At 39.6% G+C, this 21349-nt stretch carries 15 protein-coding genes, 2 tRNA genes and 3 rRNA genes; 14 read left to right on the top strand and 6 right to left on the bottom strand.

Annotation, left to right across the window (positions count from 1 at the left end; genetic code table 11):
• Nucleotides 1-4: 4 nt before the first annotated feature.
• From pyrE to secG, 4 genes are read right to left on the bottom strand one after another with little or no spacing between them, the layout of a single operon-like run.
• The gene (pyrE, locus tag SDEL_RS11535; protein WP_012858037.1) at nt 5-613 is read right to left on the bottom strand and encodes an orotate phosphoribosyltransferase; all 609 of its coding nucleotides are present in this window, start codon (nt 611-613) and stop codon (nt 5-7) included.
• 10 nt (nt 614-623) lie between these two features.
• Complete coding sequence (frr, locus tag SDEL_RS11530) at nt 624-1184, bottom strand: ribosome recycling factor (RefSeq protein WP_012858036.1); 561 nt, start codon at nt 1182-1184, stop codon at nt 624-626.
• Nucleotides 1171-2127, bottom strand: a complete 957-nt coding sequence (locus SDEL_RS11525) for a polysaccharide deacetylase family protein (protein ID WP_012858035.1) — start codon at nt 2125-2127, stop codon at nt 1171-1173. Before SDEL_RS11525 ends, frr begins: the two co-directional genes overlap by 14 nt.
• A 6-nt stretch (nt 2128-2133) precedes the next feature.
• Complete coding sequence (secG, locus tag SDEL_RS11520) at nt 2134-2469, bottom strand: preprotein translocase subunit SecG (protein WP_425352961.1); 336 nt, start codon at nt 2467-2469, stop codon at nt 2134-2136.
• Nucleotides 2470-2617: 148 nt separating this feature from the next.
• Between secG and SDEL_RS11515 the strand changes: the two genes are divergently transcribed.
• The 7 genes from SDEL_RS11515 to SDEL_RS11485 all read left to right on the top strand — a co-directional run bounded on the left by SDEL_RS11515 (nt 2618) and on the right by SDEL_RS11485 (nt 11158).
• Nucleotides 2618-3310 (top strand): methyltransferase domain-containing protein, encoded by a 693-nt coding sequence (locus SDEL_RS11515; protein ID WP_012858033.1) that lies wholly within the window; start codon nt 2618-2620, stop codon nt 3308-3310.
• A 321-nt stretch (nt 3311-3631) separates the two neighbouring features.
• Nucleotides 3632-6055 (top strand): molybdopterin-containing oxidoreductase family protein, encoded by a 2424-nt coding sequence (locus SDEL_RS11510; RefSeq protein ID WP_012858032.1) that lies wholly within the window; start codon nt 3632-3634, stop codon nt 6053-6055.
• A 2-nt stretch (nt 6056-6057) separates the two neighbouring features.
• Entirely contained in the window at nt 6058-6720 is a 663-nt protein-coding gene (locus tag SDEL_RS11505) for a 4Fe-4S dicluster domain-containing protein (protein ID WP_012858031.1), read from the top strand.
• A 205-nt stretch (nt 6721-6925) separates the two neighbouring features.
• A complete protein-coding gene (locus SDEL_RS11500) occupies nt 6926-8293 on the top strand; it encodes an IS4 family transposase (protein WP_012856485.1) in 1368 nt (455 codons plus the stop codon).
• Entirely contained in the window at nt 8238-9506 is a 1269-nt protein-coding gene (locus tag SDEL_RS11495) for a polysulfide reductase NrfD family protein (RefSeq protein WP_223295821.1), read from the top strand. The genes SDEL_RS11500 and SDEL_RS11495 overlap by 56 nt, the downstream gene beginning before the upstream one ends.
• A 33-nt stretch (nt 9507-9539) precedes the next feature.
• Nucleotides 9540-10760: a rhodanese-like domain-containing protein gene (locus SDEL_RS11490; RefSeq protein ID WP_012858029.1), complete on the top strand. Its 1221-nt coding sequence runs from the start codon at nt 9540-9542 to the stop codon at nt 10758-10760.
• A gap of 80 nt (nt 10761-10840) precedes the next feature.
• Entirely contained in the window at nt 10841-11158 is a 318-nt protein-coding gene (locus SDEL_RS11485) for a hypothetical protein (RefSeq protein WP_012858028.1), read from the top strand.
• Between the two features lie 104 nt (nt 11159-11262).
• Here the strand turns inward: SDEL_RS11485 and SDEL_RS11480 are convergent, their stop codons facing one another.
• Complete coding sequence (locus SDEL_RS11480) at nt 11263-11970, bottom strand: Bax inhibitor-1/YccA family protein (RefSeq protein ID WP_012858027.1); 708 nt, start codon at nt 11968-11970, stop codon at nt 11263-11265.
• Nucleotides 11971-12451: 481 nt separating this feature from the next.
• On the opposite strand from SDEL_RS11480, the gene SDEL_RS11475 reads away from it, so the two are divergent.
• From SDEL_RS11475 to SDEL_RS11445, 7 genes are all read left to right on the top strand, one after another.
• Nucleotides 12452-13960: ribosomal RNA gene (locus tag SDEL_RS11475) — 16S ribosomal RNA — on the top strand.
• Between the two features lie 89 nt (nt 13961-14049).
• Nucleotides 14050-14126: transfer RNA gene (locus SDEL_RS11470), tRNA-Ile, on the top strand.
• A gap of 1 nt (nt 14127) precedes the next feature.
• A tRNA-Ala gene (locus tag SDEL_RS11465) sits at nt 14128-14203 on the top strand.
• Between the two features lie 301 nt (nt 14204-14504).
• Nucleotides 14505-17417, top strand: a 23S ribosomal RNA gene (locus SDEL_RS11460).
• 135 nt (nt 17418-17552) lie between these two features.
• Nucleotides 17553-17668, top strand: a 5S ribosomal RNA gene (rrf, locus tag SDEL_RS11455).
• Together the 16S, 23S and 5S rRNA genes with 2 tRNA genes alongside form the textbook arrangement of a ribosomal RNA operon.
• Nucleotides 17669-18203: 535 nt before the next feature.
• Entirely contained in the window at nt 18204-19751 is a 1548-nt protein-coding gene (locus SDEL_RS11450) for a DUF3373 family protein (protein WP_012858026.1), read from the top strand.
• An 85-nt stretch (nt 19752-19836) separates the two neighbouring features.
• On the top strand, nt 19837-20085 hold the full coding sequence (locus SDEL_RS11445) for a hypothetical protein (protein WP_012858025.1): 249 nt from the start codon (nt 19837-19839) through the stop codon (nt 20083-20085).
• Between the two features lie 39 nt (nt 20086-20124).
• Here the strand turns inward: SDEL_RS11445 and SDEL_RS11440 are convergent, their stop codons facing one another.
• Nucleotides 20125-21345: a DUF6781 family protein gene (locus SDEL_RS11440; protein ID WP_012858024.1), complete on the bottom strand. Its 1221-nt coding sequence runs from the start codon at nt 21343-21345 to the stop codon at nt 20125-20127.
• Between the last annotated feature and the right edge of the window lie 4 nt (nt 21346-21349).

Below are 21349 nucleotides of genomic sequence, written 5' to 3'. Positions count from 1 at the left end.
GCTCTTAATTTCCTCTACTGCCTGGTTTATAAGCCACACTGCCTTCTTTACATAAAGGGCACTCATTTGGCTCATAAATGTCAAATTCAAAATCTGCCAATGCAAAAAATGGGGCATCATTGGGAAGTTTACAGGTAGGTTTTGCACTCACATCGCTTCCGATTCTCTTGCAAAAACCACGGTTAGCAAGGGCTGCAAAACCGACAATCTCTCCACCCATACTCTGGGCTACTTTGGCTGCTTCAAGGGCAGAACCGCCTGTGGTGATAATATCTTCACAAACAAGAATTTTCTCGCCCTTTTTAACTTCAAAGCCACGGCGAATGGTCATCTCACCATTCACACGTTCTGCAAAGATAAAGCGTTTTCCAAGGGCACGTGCTAACTCATACCCTGCTAAAACGCCCCCAAGTGCTGGAGAGCAGATGGTGTCTATTTCGATACCATGCGCTTGAATCATTTTGGCTAAGGCTATGGCTAATGTTTCAGCCACTTTTGGATCTTCAAGTACTTTAGCGCTTTGTAGGTAATAACGGGAGTGCTTACCACTGCTAAGGAGAAAATGTCCTTCTAAAAGGGCATTGGCATCTTTGTATATCTGTGCTACGTCCATTCAAAACCCCTTAAATTTTAAGTACTTCTGCTTCTTTTTCTTTGACCAAATCATCGACTTTTGTAACGGTTGCATCGGTAATTTTTTGGACTTCATCTTGTCCTTTTTTTGATTGGTCTTCCGTAATCAGTTTATCTTTTTCCAATTTTTTGACTTGGTCGTTGGCATCTTTGCGCACATTTCGAATAGCGATTTTTGCTTTATCGCCCATTGCTTTAGCTTGTTTTGCGCTCTCTTTTCTTTGTTCTGTGGTCATTGGAGGGAAAAATAGTTTTACACTTTCACCATCATTGTTAGGATTGACGCCGATATTGGCTTGCATAATCGCCTTTTCAATCTCCCTAAGCATTTTCTTTTCCCACGGGGTAATCGTGATGGTTGTTGCATCGGTTGCCAAGATGGTTGCGACTTGATTTAAAGCGGTGGGTGTTCCATAGTAATCCACATGAATATTGTCTAAAATAGAGATAGAGACCTTACCGCTACGAATGGTTGTAAAGTCACGTTTGAGTGCCGCAATACATTTTTCCATATGCTCTTTTTGGTCAGCATAGACTTTATTTAGTTCCATAATTATCCTTTACAAGTAGTTTCGTTGAAATTTTATTGCCCACGGAGATCATCACCCGTGTACGCTCTTTGATGGCTATTTTATTGATATTTGTCTGAAAAACACCCTCACTGAGATTTAAGGCTTCATACCCATATCCACTGATATAAATACCTCCTTTGGATGCAGAGGTTTGTGTCTTTACATGTAAAGATGTTAGCGCACCGTTTTCCATCAGCGTTAAAGGCTCAATCCACGTCGCCTCAAGGGCTTTGTATTTTAAAAATCCTGCCAAATCACTTTTACCAACCAAGGCGGAACGATCCAAATCCATAGGGTCGCTAAAAGAGGCAACGGCTCCCATGTTTTGATTGACAATGGCTTCAAATCCATAGGAGGAAGCGATGGCTTTGACTCTGGGTGAAAACTCTCCAAAGGGGTAAGAGAAATAGCGTGGCTTCATACCTAAGTGTTTTTCAAAAAGTTCAAGACCCACTTCAAAATCTTTTTTCAAATCAGCATCACTGAGTTCATGCATATGGGGATGATTGAAGGAGTGAAATTCTAAAGCACCGTATTTGGCAGTTTCACGGAGTTGTTCCCAACTCATAAAATCGCCATAGTTGTTTTCAGTCGCTCCCACATAGACAAACATGGAAAAAGGGTAGTTGTACTCTTTAAAGAGGGCAAGTCCATGTTCATAAAAGCTTTTGTAGTTGTCGTCAATGGTTAAAACTACCCAGTGATCTGGAATATTTTCTTTGTTGTAAAGCGCACGCACCAGTCTTTCGAGAGGAATGACTTCGTAGCCGTGCATTTTAAAATAGTCAAACTCTTTGCGTAATGCTTCAAGACTGGTGTTGGTTGAGGGGTGCCTCGCATCGTTAAAACGATGATAGACGAAGATATGGGCATCTGCCCACATCATCATGCTAAAACAGACAAGAAGCCAAAAAGATTTCATGGCTGATTATTTGGTGGTTGGAGCTTCTGGAGCAGCAGGTGCTAATGGTGCTGTTGTTGGAGCGGTAGGTACAACGCTTTTTTCAATTTTAATCTCTTCAGCCAAAGAAACTTTTTTATCTTGATTGTAAAAATAACCGAGTGTCAAAGTATTTGCGACAAAAACAATCGCCAAAATAAAAGTAAATTTTGCCATAAATCCTGCTGGGCCTTTTGCACCAAAAAGAGATTCGTTGCTTCCACTGTATGCGCCAAGACCAATAGAAGAACTTTTTTGTAACAATACAGCAATCGTCAAAATAGCCGTTAAAATAAACTGGAAAACCAGTAAAACGGAGGTAATCATTCGTGATGTCCTTTGTTTTCGAAATAATGTAAAACCAACGATTATATCTAAAAGGAATTAAAAAATCACTAAAGTACAGCAGAGTCTTTTTTTTAGTGAGAAGCGAGTATAATTTTTCAAAAAAGAGAGACGGGTTTTTTCTACGATGATGGCACAACATATTAGAGAGTTTTCAAAGAACGCACATCGCTATGATGCGCACACTGCTTTGCAACAAGAGATTGCACGCTATTTGGTTTCAAAGGTGGTATCGCATCCTCAACGTATTTTGGATTTGGGGTGTGGAAGTGGAGCTGTTTTTAAAACAATTACATGGGAATATGAGCATTTTATTGGGGTGGATTGTGCGCTTGCTATGTGTCAGTTGCATCCTAAAAATGAGAAAGTTGAAGTGGTATGCGATCGTTTTGAGAAAGAACAATTACTTCAAGAAACGTATGATTTGATTATTTCCTCTTCTGCCTTACAGTGGGCGTGTGATATTGAGGGTTTAGTTCAACGCATTGCTTTTACATGTAAAGAGGGAGCATTTGCAATTTTTACCGATAAAACCTTTGAAACGCTCTATCAAATGAGTGGTTTGCCTATCTTTCTTCCCTCTGCAGAACATTTACAGAGGGTGTTCGATAAACACTTTACATGTCATCAAGAGGTGAAACATTTTCATCTCTCTTTTGAGGACAATCGTTCACTCTTTCGTTACATTAAAAACAGTGGTGTCAGTGGCGGAGAGAAACGTTTGAGTGTGGCGCAAACCAAAAAATTGATTGAAACGTATCCTCATCCTTCGCTTGAGTGTGAAGTATTATTTGTTTGGGGAAAATCTCATTATAATTAATACTTATCTTGCTTTATTGTTTTACTTATTAAACTTAAATAAAAAAATTGACTAGAATCTATTTTTTTTGCCTATTTTGATATATTTTTCTTCAAAAAGGTTAAATATAATAAACCTTTCTAGGATAAAAGTGACGAAGAAATAGAAAAAAATTTAGGGGTTAAATCCCCATAACTTCGGTATTTGGTTAATATTAGTTTCCTTTTGTTTACTTTTTTTTACCTTTTGTAAGTTCTTTCTAAGATTTTACTTTTACAATGGATGTCATAAGATGTGCTTTAAAAGAGGTTTTTAAAGCTCTAAGCTTAAGAAGGAGAGGCAATGAAAGTAGAGATCTCACGAAGGAGATTTCTTCAAGGAAGTGTGGCATTAAGTGTTGTGGGTGGCACAACGCTGAGTACGACTTCCATTTTAGCAAGTTCAGAGCAAAAAACTGACGCTGTGCTAGTGAAGAAAGTTCCAACGATTTGTGAAATGTGTGTTAACAAATGTGCGGCAGTTGCGCATGTAAAAAATGGCATTGTGACAAAACTTGAACCGAACCCTTATTTTCCAAAATCACGCAATATGTTGTGTGCAAGAGGCGTTGCGGGTATTCATGCGTTGTATGATCCAGATCGTCTAAAATACCCTCTAATTCGAGCAGGGGAAAGAGGTGATGGAAAGTATCGCCGTGCAACATGGGATGAAGCGTATACGTATATTCAAGAGAAGATGGTCAAAATTCTTGATGAAGAGAAAGACAATCGCTCCTGTATTGGTTATTGTGCGGGTGAAGGTTTAGCTGAGCATACATTTAAAACGTTTATGGCTGATAAATTTGGATCTTCAAATTTTCTCAATCACTCAACGATTTGTTTACAAACGGCTGTCTCAGGCTATACTTTAACCATTGGTGGATATGGTTTAGCAGACATGGAAAATGCCAAATATGTGATTATGGCAGGAGCCAATCGTGCAGAAGCGATTTTAACACCTGATACGATGGATATGTTTAAGCGTACCCGTGGTCGAGGAATGAAGCTCGTTGTTGTTGATCCTCGCTATACCAACACCGCAATGCATGCAGATACCTATTTGCCAATTCGTCCTGGAACAGACTTAGCATTTGTTTTAGCGTTAACTTATGTTGCCATTAGCACTAAAATTTACAATAGAACCTATGTTGCTAAAAACTTTGTTGATTTTGACAAATATGAAAAACATATTTTAGAGAGCGGTTACACCCCTGAATGGGCAGAAAAAATTACAGGTATTCCTGCTGCAGAGATTCGTAAAGTGGCGCATGATTTTATGGCGCACGCTCCACAATCGGTCTATTATCAAGGTAGACGTACCACATGGTCTAGCAATGATTTTCAATTAAGACGTGCTATGGCACTTTTCACTGCACTTGGTGGTGGAATTGATGTTAAAGGTGGTATTGTTTTTGGTAAGAAATTGCCTTTGGGTGAACATGCGGTCAATGCGCCAATGTATGCCAATTCACAACCTCGTATCGACAAAAGTGTCGCAGCTGTTGTGGGTGCTACTGGTTCATGGGTAGGTTGGAGAAATATGGTAGCAGAAGGTAAAACACCGTACCCAATTCGTGGTATGTTTGTGTACAAACAAAATCCAATGCTCTCTGTTCCTAACTCTGCAAAAACACGTCAAATGTTTGAAAAGATGGATTTGGTTGTAGTGATTGATACGATGCCAAGTGATACGGCGATGTTAGCAGATGTTATTTTACCTGAGTGTACGTATCTTGAGAGAGAAGATCCTGTTCAATCGTTTGCGGGAGTTGAACCTGCCATTATTTTACGTGAAAAAGCGATTGAGCCTATGTATGAGACAAAGCCTGTGAATGACATTATGCGTGAGTTAGCTCAAAAGTTGACAAAACCATTATGGGAAATTACCAAAAAATACGATGAAGATGTCCAAGAGGCTATTGAAGAAGAGGATGAGCAGAGTGTTTTTGAGGATGGCGGTTTTGATTTAGCAGAGCCTTTTATGCACTCTCAAGAAGAGACGAATCATCATATGTTTGTAAGCAAATACGGTGAAGAAGCGTGGAAAATTTTACGTGAAAAAGGTGTTTTCTATCCTAATATGCTCTCATATTTTAAAAAGATAGATAACAATACGTATGAGTATTATCCAAAAGATAAGCGATTTTATTCTGTGCTTAAGTTAGAAGAAGAGTATGACCCAGAAGCATTTTTGCACGATTTATGTGTGAATCCATCAGACATTGCTGAATTGAGACGTTCGTTTAATACTCCCAATAAAAAAGTAGAGTGTTATCTTGCCAGTATGGTTGCAAGAAAAGTCGATCCGATGCCAGCATGGAGAGAAGAAGAGTATGTCAAAGTTCCTGAGGGTAAATTTAAATTTATTACAGGACGTCATGCACAATTTACACAAAGTTCAACGGTCAATAATATTATGCTTTTAGAGTTAATGCATGAAAACTATTTGTGGATTAACGATAAAGAGGCAAAAACGTTGGGAATTGAGTTTGGTGATATGATAGAGGTAACCAGTGGTGTCGGTCAAGTGCGTATTAAAGCCTATCCAACACCCAAAATTGTACCTAATACCGTATTTTATATCCACGGATTTGGTGCAAAATCAGAAGGTATGACCTTTGCACATCGCAATGGTGCGAGTGACAATGAAATTATTGAAGATACGATTGAGCCGGTACACGGTTGTGCAAATATGCATGACACGCTTGTAACGCTTAGGAGGGTGTGAAGATGAATTACGCAATGGCATTAGATTATCAAAATTGTATTAACTGTAAAGCGTGTGAAGTAGCGTGTAAAGAAGAGAATGGTGTGCAATTAGGTGCAGATAAACAGCGTATTTGGGTGGGTGTTGTGGAAGGAACCATTTTTGGAAAACCTTTTGCAAATCTTTACCCTTCACAATGTAATCACTGTATTGATGCACCTTGTGTGAGTGTATGTCCCACCAATGCAAGTCATTTTGCAGAGGGTGGCATCGTCAAAGTAGATCCGCATAAATGTATTTTATGTAAAGGATGTATGGAAGCATGTCCTTATGATGCACGTTTTGTGGATGACACCATGGTAGCGGTTGATAAATGTACCTTTTGTGATCACCGTATTGATGAAATGGGCACAACAGCATGTCAAGCAACCTGCCCAACAAAAGTAAGATTGTTTGGTGATTTAGATGATGAAAACAGTGATTTGGTCAAATTACTAAAAACCAAACGCTTTTTCTTTCAAAAAGAGTATACCAATACCTTACCAAAGCTTTTTTATATCTTACCTGATGATGAAGCGTATGCAAAACAGACGGTATCGCATGATACGATTATTCATACATGGGAAGATATTAAGCCCATTTATGAAGAAGCGAAAAATAGAAGGAGTAAAGAATGGAAAAGATAACTTTTGCAGGTCTTGAAATTAACAAGATCTCTCTTTTTAAACTCTTACTGAGCTTTCGCACCTAATTCCAATAAAAGAATAGTCTAAAAAGGCTATTCTTTCGAGCGTTTAGAAGAGTGCCATCTCCATATTGACAAATGAAAAAAGTCTGTTAAAGCCCTATATTAGGCACTTTTAGCTATAATAAAAATAAAGAATATCATCCATGAATCTTCAAGAACAGATCCTATCGGCCATAAATACAACGCTTAAAAACCCCATATATCAAACACTGCAACTCTTAAACATCAAGAGTATTTTACACCGTGCTAACTTTGTAAAGAAAAGAGAAGGCGTAGCCCCCTATCTTGTTGTATTACACTTTGTCTATATGTTGGTGATGAATAAAAAGATATCTTCGTTTATGCACCAAAGCAATGAGAGTTTTAAAAAAGACACCTACTACAGACTTTTGCAAAATAGTAGCTACAACTGGAGAAAACTTCTCTCTTTAAGCACTTTAAAAATCATCAAGCTTTTGCATAAAGTCCAAGATGCTTCGTCAATAAAAGTCTTTATTATGGATGATACGGTTGAGGGTAAAACAGGTAAATATATAGAGGGGAGTCGTGATGGACTTTGGAGCAATAAAGAGAAGCGAACCATTAGAGGGATCAATGTTGTTTCTTTGAATTATAGTGATGGTTATTCAAATTTTATGATAGATTTTGCAATGAGCATGGGAAACTATGCCCGCGTTAAAGTTGAAGAGTTTAGTACAGAACTCGATATCCGTTGCAACGCTTACAAACGAAGAATGGAGATTATGGAGGGTAAGTCTAAGATAGCATTGGCTATGGTAAAAAGAGCTGTACACAGTGGTATATACGCTGATTACTTGCTGGTTGACAGTTGGTACTCTAAACCAGCCTTTATCCAAGAGATGAACGATTTGGGTCTAAAGGTCATTTCAAGAATTGCTAACAACACTAAGATTTGGAACTTTAATGACAAAGAAAAAACACTGAATGCCATGTATGAAAAACACAAAAAGCTTAAAAATGCCAAAGTGGGAACATATGGCAAGAAGATTCGCTTTAGCTATTTTTCAACCGTTGTTGAACATAAAAATGCAGGGAAACTCAAAATTGTTTTTATTAAAACCACCGACAATCTCATCCCTATTGTCTCCACCGATTTAGAACTCAATGATGAAGAGATTATTGAGATTTATAAACGACGATGGGATATAGAACAAGGCTATAAAGAGCTCAGAGAATACTTTGGGTTTGGACAAGAAGAAAATAGAATCTATGAAGCACTGATTGCTAGAATGACACTTTCATTCTTTGCTTACAATATTGTCAGCTACATCAATAGAATCAGCCATGAGCCAAAAACCATTGGTGGATTATTTAAAGATTTGGAGTGTGAACTCTACACGCTTTCTATTGCTATGCAAGCGTTTATTGAAATAATGGACAAAATAGCACAAATTGATGAGATTGTAAAGAACAATAAGGATTTTACCAGTATAATTGCTACACTACGAAGTGCAACTCAAGAATTGCTGGGATTTAGGTGCGAAAGATGAGCTCTTATTTAATAAGACAATGATTATTGGATATTTTTTCCTTTTTCTTGCCATGGTAGGTATTTATGAGATTTTTGATGTGAGGTATTTTAGTGCAGCCGCCAATGCTCATGCTTCAGGTCTTAATCCAACGGACCCTGCGCTCAAAGAGGCAATGCGTTTAGCCGTATTTGGCGATGTCGGAGAGGTAAATCGTAATATCCCATGGACACTGTTTATCGTGAATTACATGTACATGATTTACACAGGAAGTGGCGTTATTTTTATTGTTGCGTTGGCTGAGTTGATGGGTTTTCATGTGATTGCTAAAGCAGCGGCTGGATTTATGGCAGTTGGTTTGTCTATGGTGTTTGCAGGACTTTTTACCATCGCAACGGATTTGAACATGCTCAATATGCTGTGGATGGTCTTGACACCAAATATAAGTGCGGGTATGTGGTTAATGTTACCGCTTTATTGTACCTATATTCCTTTTGTTCTGTTTGAAATTTACTTACTTTTGACGAATAAAAGAGAGTGGGCAAAACGTTTGGCTTTACCTATTTTGGTTTTAAGCATTGGCGTGGATTTGGTGGAGTATTATATTCAAGCGAAGTTGTTTTCTATGAATACCGCGCGTCATCTCTGGACAGAGTTTCCATTTTTGACGTTTTATTTTATTATTTCAGCATTTGTTTCTTCTTTGGGTGTAATGGGTATTTATAGTTACTTAGTCCACAAAAATAAAGAAGAATATAATGAATTAATGGATTTAATTAGAAAAGCAATGTTGTTTTTCGTATCCATCTTAGCGCTTTATGAAGTTTTTGGTTATATGGCAGTGGATAAAGATTGGTCTTTTTTAATTCTTTTTGGACCGTTTAAACCTATTTACTTTGGGGGTTATATCTTATTGACATTGGCGTTACCGTTTTTCTTTATTTTCAAACCAGGTAAATCACTTTATACCCTTCTTGCGTCTGTGTGTGTGGTCATAGGTGGTTTTGTTGGACGATATATCTTTGTCTATGGTGGTAATGCGAATCCAATGTCTAATCGTTTTGGGTTGGGTTACGAGAAATATGATTTTTATGCTTTAGAAAAATCATTTAATTACGTGGCTCCTCATTTAGGTGAGGTATTGATTGTGGTTGGTTCTTTAGGTGTGATTATGATTGTCTACAAAGTGTTTGATAGTATTCTCTCAGTCAGTGACTTTAGAGAACATCATTAATGTGTGAAATGCAAACTTTTTAAAGGAGAGAAGATGAAGTTACGAATTTTTGGGGCAAGTATTGTTGTGGCAGGTTTGCTTCTGAGTGGATGTACAACCACGCAACCTGAGGTGGGTGCAACACCAAGTGCAAAAGTATTGAATGCTCCTACGGCACATGTAAAGGGCTTAATGGAGAAATTTAAACTTCAAGACGTTGATTATGCGTATGTTAAAGCTGCTGTTGGCAATGGTACACGTAGTGGCGCAAAAGCACTTTTAATTGATGCACGTCCGAATCCAAAATATTTAGGCGGAACGATTCCATCAAGTTTAAATATTCCTGATACACAAATTGACAAATACATTGGTCAGCTTGATAAAGTTGCAAAAGATAAAGAGATTATTGTTTTTTGTGGCGGTTGGGATTGCGAAAAAAGTCCTATTGTTGCGGGACATTTAAAAAGCAAGGGTTTTACCAATGTTAAACTTTACCAAGCAGGTGAGCCTGAGTGGAAATCAAAAAGTTATTTAGAAGTTGGAACTCCTGTAGCACAAAGTGCGTTTAAAAATAACAGTGCTCTTTTAATTGATGCACGTCCATATGCTAAAACATTGGCAGAGTCTATCCCAGGTGCTCTTTATATGAACGATGATGAACTTCCTAAGTTGATGGGAAGATTCCCTGTTGATAAGAATACGCCAATTATCACATTTTGTGCAGGATATGAGTGTCATAAATCTCATGTTGTTGCAAATAAATTGTTAGAGTTGGGATATAAAAAAGTCAGTGTTTATGCGGGTGGTCTTCCTGCATGGAAAGAAGCAAAACTTCAAACAACCAGAGGTGCTGTAAAAGCTGAAGTCAAAACAGATGCAGCACCAAAAACTGCTGCAATGGTGGATGGTGTAAAGTTAGGTATTGATGAGGGAACCGTTGATGGTGAATGGTATAAAGCACATATTGTAGCGGGGACAGTACCTGCTAATGTGGCGATTGTAGATGTAAGAAGCCCGGCAGAATTTACTAATGGTCATATTAAAGGTGCCATCAATCTTGAAGCGGGTAAAATGAGCGCTACAGAGTTTGCTACGAAACTTCCTAAAGGGAAAGTTGTCGTGATCAACTGTGCATCTGGTGGTCGTGCTATGGAAGCACAAATGAAACTTAAAGATGCAAAAATGGATGTCAGCCGCGTACTTTATTTTGATGCAAATATCAAATGTGATGCTTCAAATAAATGTGACATAAAAGTGAATGAGCCTTTAGGTTAATTCACTTTTACATGTAAAGAAATATGAGGATTTTTATCTCCTTGTATTTCTTATAACCAATCTTAACATAAGGAGATAGAGTGTCAAAATTCTTTAAATTGCTTTGCGCAATTGTGGTGAGTATGAGTTTCTTAAGCACAGCGGCTCTTGCTGATGCGGGAAAAGGTCAGAAGCTTTTTATTAAAGAGCTTAAAGGTCCTTGCGGATTTGATGGTGCTACTATGGCAAAAAAACATACGCAAGCAGAGTGGAAAGCGATTCAAGATGGTGGCAAGTTGAATGATGAGATGAAAAAGTTTTGTCCAAATGCTAAACCATTAAAAGATTCATATATTCAACATGTGTATGATTTCTTATTTAACTATGCGAGTGATAGCGGCAACGTTCCAGCATGTTAAACGTGAAAGCAACAGGTTGTTGCCCACATCTTTACGTTTTTTAACACAATTTAAAGGGAGTGCGAGAGTTTTTCTCGCACTCCCTTTTTTTTACATGTAAGTGTTTATTCGTCGCGTGAACCAAAAATTCCAAGAATTTGTAGTAAAGAGACAAAGAGATTTAAAAAGTCTAAATAAAGAGCAATGGCGCCTTCAATAGGTGTCTCATATGCACCTTTTATAATATTTTGTGTGTCATAAAGAATAAAGGCACTAAATAAAATAGAACTAACACTTGCAATCGCTAATTGTAAAATAGGACTATGAAAGAATATATTAATTAGCCCTGCTACCACGACAACAATAAGCGTAATAAAAAGCATTTTACCCATTGTTGTAAAATCTTTTTTAGTATTCATTGCAAACACAGAAAGCCCACCAAAGGCAACAGTTGTTAAAATGAAAGCATTTGCTACAATGTTTGCGCCACCTTTAAGCCCAATAATACTTGAAAGTAATGGGGCAAGTGTTAATCCACTTAAAAAGGTAAAGCCAAAAAGTAAAAGCAAATTAAGACCGGCTTTACGTTTTGCTGCGTACAATCCAAACAAAAAGACAAATTCTAAAATAACAAATCCCCAAAACCAAGAGGCAATTGTATTTGCCATTCCTATACCTATATAAGCTCCAGCACTTGCCGCAAGTAGAGAAGCTGCAAAGAGCTGATACGTTTGCTTGATAAAAATTCCAATGGAACTTTCTCTCCCTTTTGCATGCTCATAGGCACTCTCATGTGAGTGTTGGTGTACGTAGTTTCTATCATACAGACCCATGTAATTCTCCTTTAAGTTGTTTTGATAATATTTGTTTATCTAGAGTACATTTTAGCGAATTTACTAAAAAGAATCTAATTTAAACTTTCTCTATTATATGGAAAGAGAGTAAACGAAAAATTAATCATTGGAAGCAAGATAAAAAGGGTATATAAAATGCTTATTCTTTTAACCTTCTTTTAAGGTGTATTGCCATATAATTTCGTCCTCGTTTGAGAGAACGGGGTTAAAGAGAAGTACCCAAAGTAGGGAATTTGCTTCACGTTCATTACCATTTTAACAATGTTAAATTCAATCTTTGAAATCTAAATAAGCGACCAAAGCCAGGACGCAAAAAAGTAAGAGATTATCACCTCTTCAAAAACAAAGAGATAATAATCAACACTTCATTTATGAAGGATACTTAAGATACAGAAGCTTTGCTTCGTGCTTTAGTATTTGGTTCTTTAAGACAGCTTTGCTGTCTGCTAAAAGAACAAACTTAATGGAGAGTTTGATCCTGGCTCAGAGTGAACGCTGGCGGCGTGCTTAACACATGCAAGTCGAACGGATAAAATAAGCTTGCTTATTTTGTTAGTGGCGCACGGGTGAGTAATATATAGCTAACCTGCCCTTTAGTGGGGGACAACAGTTGGAAACGACTGCTAATACCCCATACTCCTTCTTATCATAAGGTAAGTTGGGAAAGATTTATTGCTAAAGGATGGGGCTTTATTGTATCAGCTAGTTGGTGGGGTAATGGCCTACCAAGGCTATGACGCATACCTGGTCTGAGAGGATGATCAGGCACACTGGAACTGAGACACGGTCCAGACTCCTACGGGAGGCAGCAGTGGGGAATATTGCACAATGGAGGAAACTCTGATGCAGCAACGCCGCGTGGAGGATGACGCATTTCGGTGTGTAAACTCCTTTTATAAGGGAAGATAATGACGGTACCTTATGAATAAGCACCGGCTAACTCCGTGCCAGCAGCCGCGGTAATACGGAGGGTGCAAGCGTTACTCGGAATCACTGGGCGTAAAGGATGCGTAGGCTGTAATATAAGTCAGGAGTGAAATCCAACGGCTCAACCGTTGAACTGCTCTTGAAACTGTTTTACTAGAATATGGGAGAGGTAGATGGAATTGGTGGTGTAGGGGTAAAATCCGTAGATATCACCAGGAATACCGATTGCGAAGGCGATCTACTGGAACATTATTGACGCTGAGGCATGAAAGCGTGGGGAGCAAACAGGATTAGATACCCTGGTAGTCCACGCCCTAAACGATGCACACTAGTTGTTGCGATGCTAGTCATTGCAGTAATGCACTTAACAGATTAAGTGTGCCGCCTGGGGAGTACGGTCGCAAGATTAAAACTCAAAGGAATAGACGGGGACCCGCACAAGCGGTGGAGCATGTGGTTTAATTCGAAGATACACGAAGAACCTTACCTGGCCTTGATATCCTAAGAATCCTGCAGAGATGCGGGAGTGCTAGTTTACTAGAACTTAGAGACAGGTGCTGCACGGCTGTCGTCAGCTCGTGTCGTGAGATGTTGGGTTAAGTCCCGCAACGAGCGCAACCCTCGTGATTAGTTGCTAACAGTTTGGCTGAGCACTCTAATCAGACTGCCTTCGCAAGGAGGAGGAAGGTGAGGACGACGTCAAGTCATCATGGCCCTTATGGCCAGGGCTACACACGTGCTACAATGGTTAGGACAAAGAGACGCGATACTGCGAAGTGGAGCAAATCTTAAAACCTAGTCTCAGTTCGGATTGGAGTCTGCAACTCGACTCCATGAAGCTGGAATCGCTAGTAATCGTAGATCAGATATGCTACGGTGAATACGTTCCCGGGTCTTGTACTCACCGCCCGTCACACCATGGGAGTTGAATTCACCCGAAGCCGGAATACTAAACTAGTTACCGACCACGGTGGGTTCAGCGACTGGGGTGAAGTCGTAACAAGGTAACCGTAGGAGAACCTGCGGTTGGATCACCTCCTTTCTAGAGTATAAGAGACACTATCTCACAATGGTGTCTCGGGCGAGAATGGCTTGGTTGCTTATTTAGTTTTGAGAGATTGAATGAAAGAGGGGCTTATAGCTCAGGTGGTTAGAGCGTACCCCTGATAAGGGTAAGGTCAGAGGTTCGAGTCCTCTTAAGCCCACCATGGGGAATTAGCTCAGCTGGGAGAGCGCCTGCTTTGCACGCAGGAGGTCAGCGGTTCGATCCCGCTATTCTCCACCATTTTTTATGGTAAACATTGTTCAAGAAGATCTTAAGAAGTTTAATAACAGTTTTTACATGTAAGAGTTGTTATTAGACTTTTTTAGTCTAAGTTTGTGTTCTAAAACTTATGATACGATGCATGTGCGTTGTGCTTTAGGTTTGGTTCTTTAAGATGGCTTTGCCATTTGATGAAAGAACATAAAGATGTTATTTAAATTATTATTGTCAAAGTCAACAAAACGCAAAAAAAACAATTTACAACTTGTTTAATGTTTCATTACATTTAATAAGGGAGTGAAATGTGCATTAGAATACAAATAGGTAAGCTATTAAGAGCGAATGGTGGATGCCTAGGCTGTAAGAGGCGATGAAGGACGTACTAGACTGCGAAAAGTTGCGGGGAGCTGTCAAGAAGCTTTGATCCGCAAATATCCGAATGGGGCAACCCAACTGGTAGTGATACCAGTTACCCTGCGGGGGGCGAACCTGGCGAAGTGAAACATCTCAGTAGCCAGAGGAGAAGAAATCAAATAGAGATTCCGATAGTAGCGGCGAGCGAACTTGGAAGAGGGCAAACCTGTTGCTTGCAACAGGGGTTGTAGGACTGCGTTATAGAATGATGATAGGTAGTAGAGTAACTTGGAAAGGTTAACCATAGCGGGTGATAGTCCCATATACGAAATCTAGATTCATCTTAGCAGTATCCTGAGTAGGGCGGAACACGTGGTATTCTGTCTGAAGCCGGGAGGACCACCTCCCAACCCTAAATACTACTTACAGACCGATAGTGAACCAGTACCGTGAGGGAAAGGTGAAAAGAACCCCAGTGAGGGGAGTGAAATAGAACCTGAAACCATTTGCTTACAATCATTCAGAGCCCTATGATTTATCAGGGTGATGGACTGCCTTTTGCATAATGAGCCTGCGAGTTGTGGTATCTGGCGAGGTTAAGAAAACTCGGAGCCGTAGCGAAAGCGAGTCTTAATAGGGCGAATAAGTCAGATGCTGCAGACCCGAAGCGAAGTGATCTATCCATGAGCAGGTTGAAGCTGGTGTAAGAGCTAGTGGAGGACCGAACTCGCTGACGTTGAAAAGTCTTGGGATGACTTGTGGATAGGGGTGAAAGGCCAATCAAACTTCGTGATAGCTGGTTCTCTCCGAAATATATTTAGGTATAGCGTCATGTTGTAGTATACGGGGGTAGAGCACTGATTGGGCTAGGGCCTATACCAAGGTACCAAACCCTGTCAAACTCCGAATACCGTATATGTAATCATGGCAGTCAGGCGGCGGGTGATAAAATGCGTCGTCAAGAGGGGAACAACCCAGACTACCAGCTAAGGTCCCAAAGTGATAACTCAGTGGAAAACGATGTGGAGTTGCTTAAACAACCAGGAGGTTGGCTTAGAAGCAGCCATCCTTTAAAGAAAGCGTAACAGCTCACTGGTCTAGCGATTCTGCGCGGAAAATATAACGGGGCTAAAGTTATCCACCGAAGCTGTAGATTCTATTTTTAATAGAGTGGTAGGAGAGCGTTCTAGTCAGCATTGAAGGTGTACCGGTAAGGAGCGCTGGAGCGGCTAGAAGTGAGTATGCAGGCATGAGTAGCGATAAAACGGGTGAGAATCCCGTTCGCCGAAAACCCAAGGTTTCCTACGCGATGTTCGTCATCGTAGGGTTAGTCGGGACCTAAGTCGAGTCCGAAAGGGGTAGACGATGGAAAGTTGGTTAATATTCCAACACCAATTATAGAGCGCGATGGAAGGACGCTTAAAGCTAAACGAGGCAACTGATGGAATAGTTGTTCGAAGGATGTAGATTGAGATACAGGCAAATCCGTATTTCTTTATTCGAGATCTGACAGGCACTTGATGCTCTTCGGAGGGGATGGTGAATCGTTGATGCTATCGAGCCAAGAAAAGTTTCTAAGTATATCTGTAATTGCTCGTACCGTAAACCGACACAGGTGGGTGAGATGAGTATTCTAAGGCGCGTGGAAGAAATCTGGTTAAGGAACTCTGCAAAATAGCACCGTATCTTCGGTATAAGGTGTGCCTCCTTCTGTATAGGAACTTGCTTCCAAAAGCGGAAAAGGTTGCAACAAAGAGTCCCTCCCGACTGTTTACCAAAAACACAGCACTCTGCTAACTCGTAAGAGGATGTATAGGGTGTGACGCCTGCCCGGTGCTGGAAGGTTAATTGATGTGGTTAGCGCAAGCGAAGCCATTGATCGAAGCCCCAGTAAACGGCGGCCGTAACTATAACGGTCCTAAGGTAGCGAAATTCCTTGTCGATTAAATATCGACCTGCATGAATGGCGTAACGAGATGGGAGCTGTCTCGACCAGAAATCCAGTGAAATTGTAGTGGAGGTGAAAATTCCTCCTACCCGCGGCAAGACGGAAAGACCCCGTGGACCTTTACTATAGCTTGACACTGCTGTTGGGATAAAGATGTGCAGGATAGGTGGGAGGCTTTGAGGGTGTGACGCCAGTTGCACCTGAGCCATTGTTGAGATACCACTCTTCTTTATTCTGATAGCTAACTGGGACATATTATCTATGTTCAGGACAATGTCTGGTGGGTAGTTTGACTGGGGCGGTCGCCTCCTAAAAAGTAACGGAGGCTTACAAAGGTTGGCTCAGAACGGTTGGAAATCGTTCGTAGAGTATAATGGTACAAGCCAGCTTGACTGTGAGAGATACACCTCGAGCAGAGACGAAAGTCGGTCATAGTGATCCGGTGGTTCTGTGTGGAAGGGCCATCGCTCAAAGGATAAAAGGTACCCCGGGGATAACAGGCTGATCTCCCCCAAGAGCTCACATCGACGGGGAGGTTTGGCACCTCGATGTCGGCTCATCGCATCCTGGGGCTGGAGCAGGTCCCAAGGGTATGGCTGTTCGCCATTTAAAGCGGTACGCGAGCTGGGTTCAGAACGTCGTGAGACAGTTCGGTCCCTATCTGCCGTGGGCGTAGGAAAGTTGAGGAGAGTTAACCCTAGTACGAGAGGACCGGGTTGAACGAACCACTGGTGTACGGGTTGTTCTGCCAAGAGCATCGCCCGGTAGCTATGTTCGGATGTGATAACCGCTGAAAGCATCTAAGCGGGAAGCCAACTCCAAGATGAACTTTCCCTGAAGACCTCATGAAGACTACATGTTTGATAGGCTGGGTGTGTAATGGGTGAGAGCCCTTTAGCTGACCAGTACTAATAGGTCGTTTGGCTTACATATTATTACGTATGATAATGCTATTTCACTTCCTTATTAAGTGTAAAGCGCTTTGTTGACTAGACAATTTTAAACTCACCTGAAGAATGGTGAATTAAGCCTATTTCGCTATACTGCTAAATAGATTTAATTCACGATTCTGGTGGCTCTAGAGAAGAGGAAACGCCCTGTCCCATTTCGAACCAGGAAGCTAAGCTCTTCATCGCCGATAATACTCTCCCTTACTGGGATGGAAACGTAGGTCGCTGCCAGTTCGTATCTCCTTATGATTTAACTCAAAAATAAACTCCCTAATCTTTTAATTCAGTTTTTTTAAATATTATTTCAAATATCAATCTCTCTTATTCAAAAATAATGCTATCACTTCTTTAATCTATTTATCCTCCCTCAAATCCTTTTTTAATGGTGCTTTTATTATTTTGCGATAAAAAACTCCTTACTTTTTTATTCTTGCTTCTCCTCATTAGTTAGCTTTTCTATAACTTTACTAAGTTTTATTTCTATATGATTTCCTTTCTGAGAAAATAGGTAAAATAAATTTGTACACAGTCTATTTTTTTAATTTATTAAATTCAAATTTATTTTACTTTTGATATGATAACTCAATCTCTTTTGAAAGGATTATCATGCATAATGCCTTCATGTATTATGATCAATAAAAGGATTGTAATGGTTTAGTTCCCTGTTTTGCTTTATTTGAGGTGCTAATAATTTTGGCTGGGTATATTTACATGTAAATATACAAAATGACATTTTAAATGGTTAAATATTTATTACTAAGGGCAAAAGATGAAAAAAATTATCTTACCGTTGTGTGTTGCGTGTTCTTGCTTATTGGCATCGGATGATTCATTGAAGCAAGAGATTGAAGCTTTGAAGGTTCAGATGGCTGAACTTAAAAACGCTCAGTCAAAAATCAATATTGATGCGCTTAAAGCTCAAATATCTGAGGTTAAGGCACATGATGCCAATGATAATATCAAGTGGAGTGTGGATTTACGTACCTCTTATGATGCGATTGATTACAAGATAAAAGGTCTGGCTGATCAAGATAATGGTGTTTGGACTAACAAGCTCATTCTTGGTATGGCAGCGCAACCTGCGGATAATTTGGTCTTTAAGGGATCATTAGGTGTTTATTCAATGTTTGGCAATAACAGTTCAACAGGAATGAATCCATACTCAAATATGAATTGGTACTCTTCAGAGTCTCCTGATGATAATACCATTAGACTTCGTGAAGCGTATTTCTTATATTTTGGAAATATGGGTGATATTCCTTATACGGCTAGCTTTGGTCGTCGACCCTCTGTTGATGGTTTCTTAACCAATCTTAGAGCAGACAATGAAAATCCAGCGTCACCGATTGGTCATAATATTAATATGGAATTTGATGGCGCAAGCTTTAAATTTGATTTAGACAAACTCACAGGTGTTTCTGGTATGTATGTGAAGCTTTGTTTAGGTCGAGGCAACTCAAATGCAGATGCTAGATATCCTACGTTTACAGGTTATCCAATTATGGGTGGTGTGGTTCCTAGTTCAACACAGACACCGTACGTTAAAACAGATAGTGACTCAGCTAATATGGACTTAGCCGGATTGATATGGCAAATTTATGATAATGGTCAGTATAAAGTCATGGCAAATTACTTTAAAGGCTGGAATATGATGGGGGCTAACTTTAGTGTAGCTAGTGAAGGTGCTCTTGCAGATAATCCAATGGATATGGCAACATTAATGGATGATACGTATAACGTTTCCATGACAGATGTGGGTGATTTAACAGGTGGTGCATTATCCTTGCAAGTCAATGGTATTGGTGATGGTATCAGTGATTTCTTAGATGATTCTATTTTCTTTGCATCGTATGCTTTTAGTAAAACTGATCCAAAAGGAAATCATGCTACCGTAATGGATGCATTGTATAATAATTTAGGTATGAGTTCTTCAACACAAGAGATGTTAGGTTCTTCAGATAAAGAGACAGGTTTCTCTATCTATACGGGTATTCAGATTCCAAGCTTCTTTGAGGGGCATCGACTGGGCTTAGAGTATAACCATGGTAGTAAATACTGGAGAAGCTTTACCTATGGCGAGGATACTCTTGTTGGTTCAAAACTTGCGGCTCGTGGTGATGCGTATGAAATTTATTATACCTTGCCACTTGTGGGTAAAAACTTGACCGCACAGTTGAGTTACTTGTATATTGATTATGACTACACAGGTAGTGATATGTTCTTTGGCTCAACAGGAACACCTCAAAATGTTGATGAGACAGCAGGAGCAGTTAGATCAGCTCAAAACGTGCGTGCTTCATTGCGTTATCGTTATTAAAAAATAGCGTATGGGTGTAATGAAAAGCTAACGAACAGTAAAAGTATGCTAGGCTACTTCATTAACGTTTGATGAAGGAGCGCTCATGCGGTATCTTTTGATTGTTTTTGTGATGCTTTTCATTACAGGTTGTTCGAAAATCAGTAAAGAAAACTACGATAAAATTGATGTAGGCATGACGTATCCACAGGTGATTGATCTTTTGGGTCAAGCGAATCATTGTGACTCGCTGATTGGGATGAGTGATTGTACGTGGGGTGATGAAAAACGTTATATTAAAATCAAGTTTGTAGCAGATAAAGTGATGTTAATGCACTCCAAAGGTTTAGAATAATCTTGTTACATGTAAGGAATCAATCCTTACATGTAACGTCTATTTTTCATCTTTTTTAATAGCATCTTTTGCGCCTTTGACTGCGCCATCTACCATGTTTTTTGCAACTTCCCATGCACGAAAACCTAATTTTTTAGCCTCTTGCGCAACATGTTTTGCCTTTTCACCTTCAAATTCAAATTGTTTAAGAGACTCGACTTTTGCAGAAGCTATTTTTTCAAATTCATTAACATCTTTTTTAAACGATTCTAATTTTTTCTCTGCTTCTTCTTTGAGTCCTTCAATGCGATCAGAGAGGAGTTCTTTGACCTCATTGGCTGTACGCTTCATTTTGGCTACTGAGCTGTTCATCTCTTCAACCATCTCTTTAATAATCGTTGCAGAAATGCCCTCTGATTGCGATGCGAGGACATTGAGCATAATAATAAAATGCTCATCGAGTTTTAGAAGTTCTTTACGTAGAAGGGGTAAATCTGTCTCAAAAAGGGTTTCTATCTCTTCTGCAGGAAGGTATCTTAAATCATTTTTAAATTTTTCAAGTGCTTTGGTGATGCCATCGCGTACACCATTGACGGCACCTTCAAGAATCTCTTTTGCATGGGCAACATCTTCATCGGCAATATCCATACTCGCTTTAAGAATCGTTTGCGAAATATTTAAAAGACGTTGTTTGGTGAAATGCCCTTCTTGAATGGTTTGGTAGGTTAAATTTTTAGTGATAGCATGGGTTGTATCTTTGATGTCACTTCCTTTTTCAAGGGTTGTGATCAGTGCTTCTTCGGCTGTTTCTTTTAAGATACCTAGCATCTCTACACCTTTGAGTTTGGCGTCATTGAGTGCAAAAAGAGCGGCTTCTTTTGTGTCATGCGAAATATGTGCAATGTGCCTCTCTAGGGTATGAAACGTTTCAGCGATGGAGTTTTTAATGTGCTGTTTTTGAAGAAAAATACTTTTTTCGAGTTGCTCTTTTTCATAAATGGTCTTGTATAAAAATGCTTCTTGTTCAGCGCTTTTTGCTTTCAAAAGCCCGTCTATGATACGCTCAACCATCTCAGGTGTTTTAAGTCCTTCATCGTGCAAGACCTTGCAGTAGAGTTCAAAAAGTTCTCCAATACGGCTTTGAATCATCGCTTCATCTTTGAGGCGTTGAATTTTTTTTCGGGAGAGTTCAAAACTCAGTTCTTGAATCAGTTGGGAGAGGTTGGAATTTTCTTTATTTTCTTTGAGTGTTGCTGAAAAAATGTGTTGTATTGACTCCATGGAG

The organism is Sulfurospirillum deleyianum DSM 6946, from assembly GCF_000024885.1.
In the GTDB taxonomy this organism is placed as follows: domain Bacteria; phylum Campylobacterota; class Campylobacteria; order Campylobacterales; family Sulfurospirillaceae; genus Sulfurospirillum; species Sulfurospirillum deleyianum.
Note: the sequence above shows the minus strand (reverse complement) of the source record. Positions and strands in the feature narration are given on the sequence as shown.

Excerpts from the sequence above, each read along its gene's own strand:
- pyrE (WP_012858037.1), bottom strand. The coding sequence starts at position 613 with ATGGACGTAGCACAGATATACAAAGATGCCAATGCCCTTTTAGAAGGA.
- frr (WP_012858036.1), bottom strand. The coding sequence starts at position 1,184 with ATGGAACTAAATAAAGTCTATGCTGACCAAAAAGAGCATATGGAAAAA.
- SDEL_RS11525 (WP_012858035.1), bottom strand. The coding sequence starts at position 2,127 with ATGAAATCTTTTTGGCTTCTTGTCTGTTTTAGCATGATGATGTGGGCA.
- SDEL_RS11515 (WP_012858033.1), top strand. The coding sequence starts at position 2,618 with ATGATGGCACAACATATTAGAGAGTTTTCAAAGAACGCACATCGCTAT.
- SDEL_RS11510 (WP_012858032.1), top strand. The coding sequence starts at position 3,632 with ATGAAAGTAGAGATCTCACGAAGGAGATTTCTTCAAGGAAGTGTGGCA.
- SDEL_RS11505 (WP_012858031.1), top strand. The coding sequence starts at position 6,058 with ATGAATTACGCAATGGCATTAGATTATCAAAATTGTATTAACTGTAAA.
- SDEL_RS11500 (WP_012856485.1), top strand. The coding sequence starts at position 6,926 with ATGAATCTTCAAGAACAGATCCTATCGGCCATAAATACAACGCTTAAA.
- SDEL_RS11490 (WP_012858029.1), top strand. The coding sequence starts at position 9,540 with ATGAAGTTACGAATTTTTGGGGCAAGTATTGTTGTGGCAGGTTTGCTT.
- SDEL_RS11480 (WP_012858027.1), bottom strand. The coding sequence starts at position 11,970 with ATGGGTCTGTATGATAGAAACTACGTACACCAACACTCACATGAGAGT.
- SDEL_RS11450 (WP_012858026.1), top strand. The coding sequence starts at position 18,204 with ATGAAAAAAATTATCTTACCGTTGTGTGTTGCGTGTTCTTGCTTATTG.
- SDEL_RS11445 (WP_012858025.1), top strand. The coding sequence starts at position 19,837 with ATGCGGTATCTTTTGATTGTTTTTGTGATGCTTTTCATTACAGGTTGT.
- SDEL_RS11440 (WP_012858024.1), bottom strand. The coding sequence starts at position 21,345 with ATGGAGTCAATACAACACATTTTTTCAGCAACACTCAAAGAAAATAAA.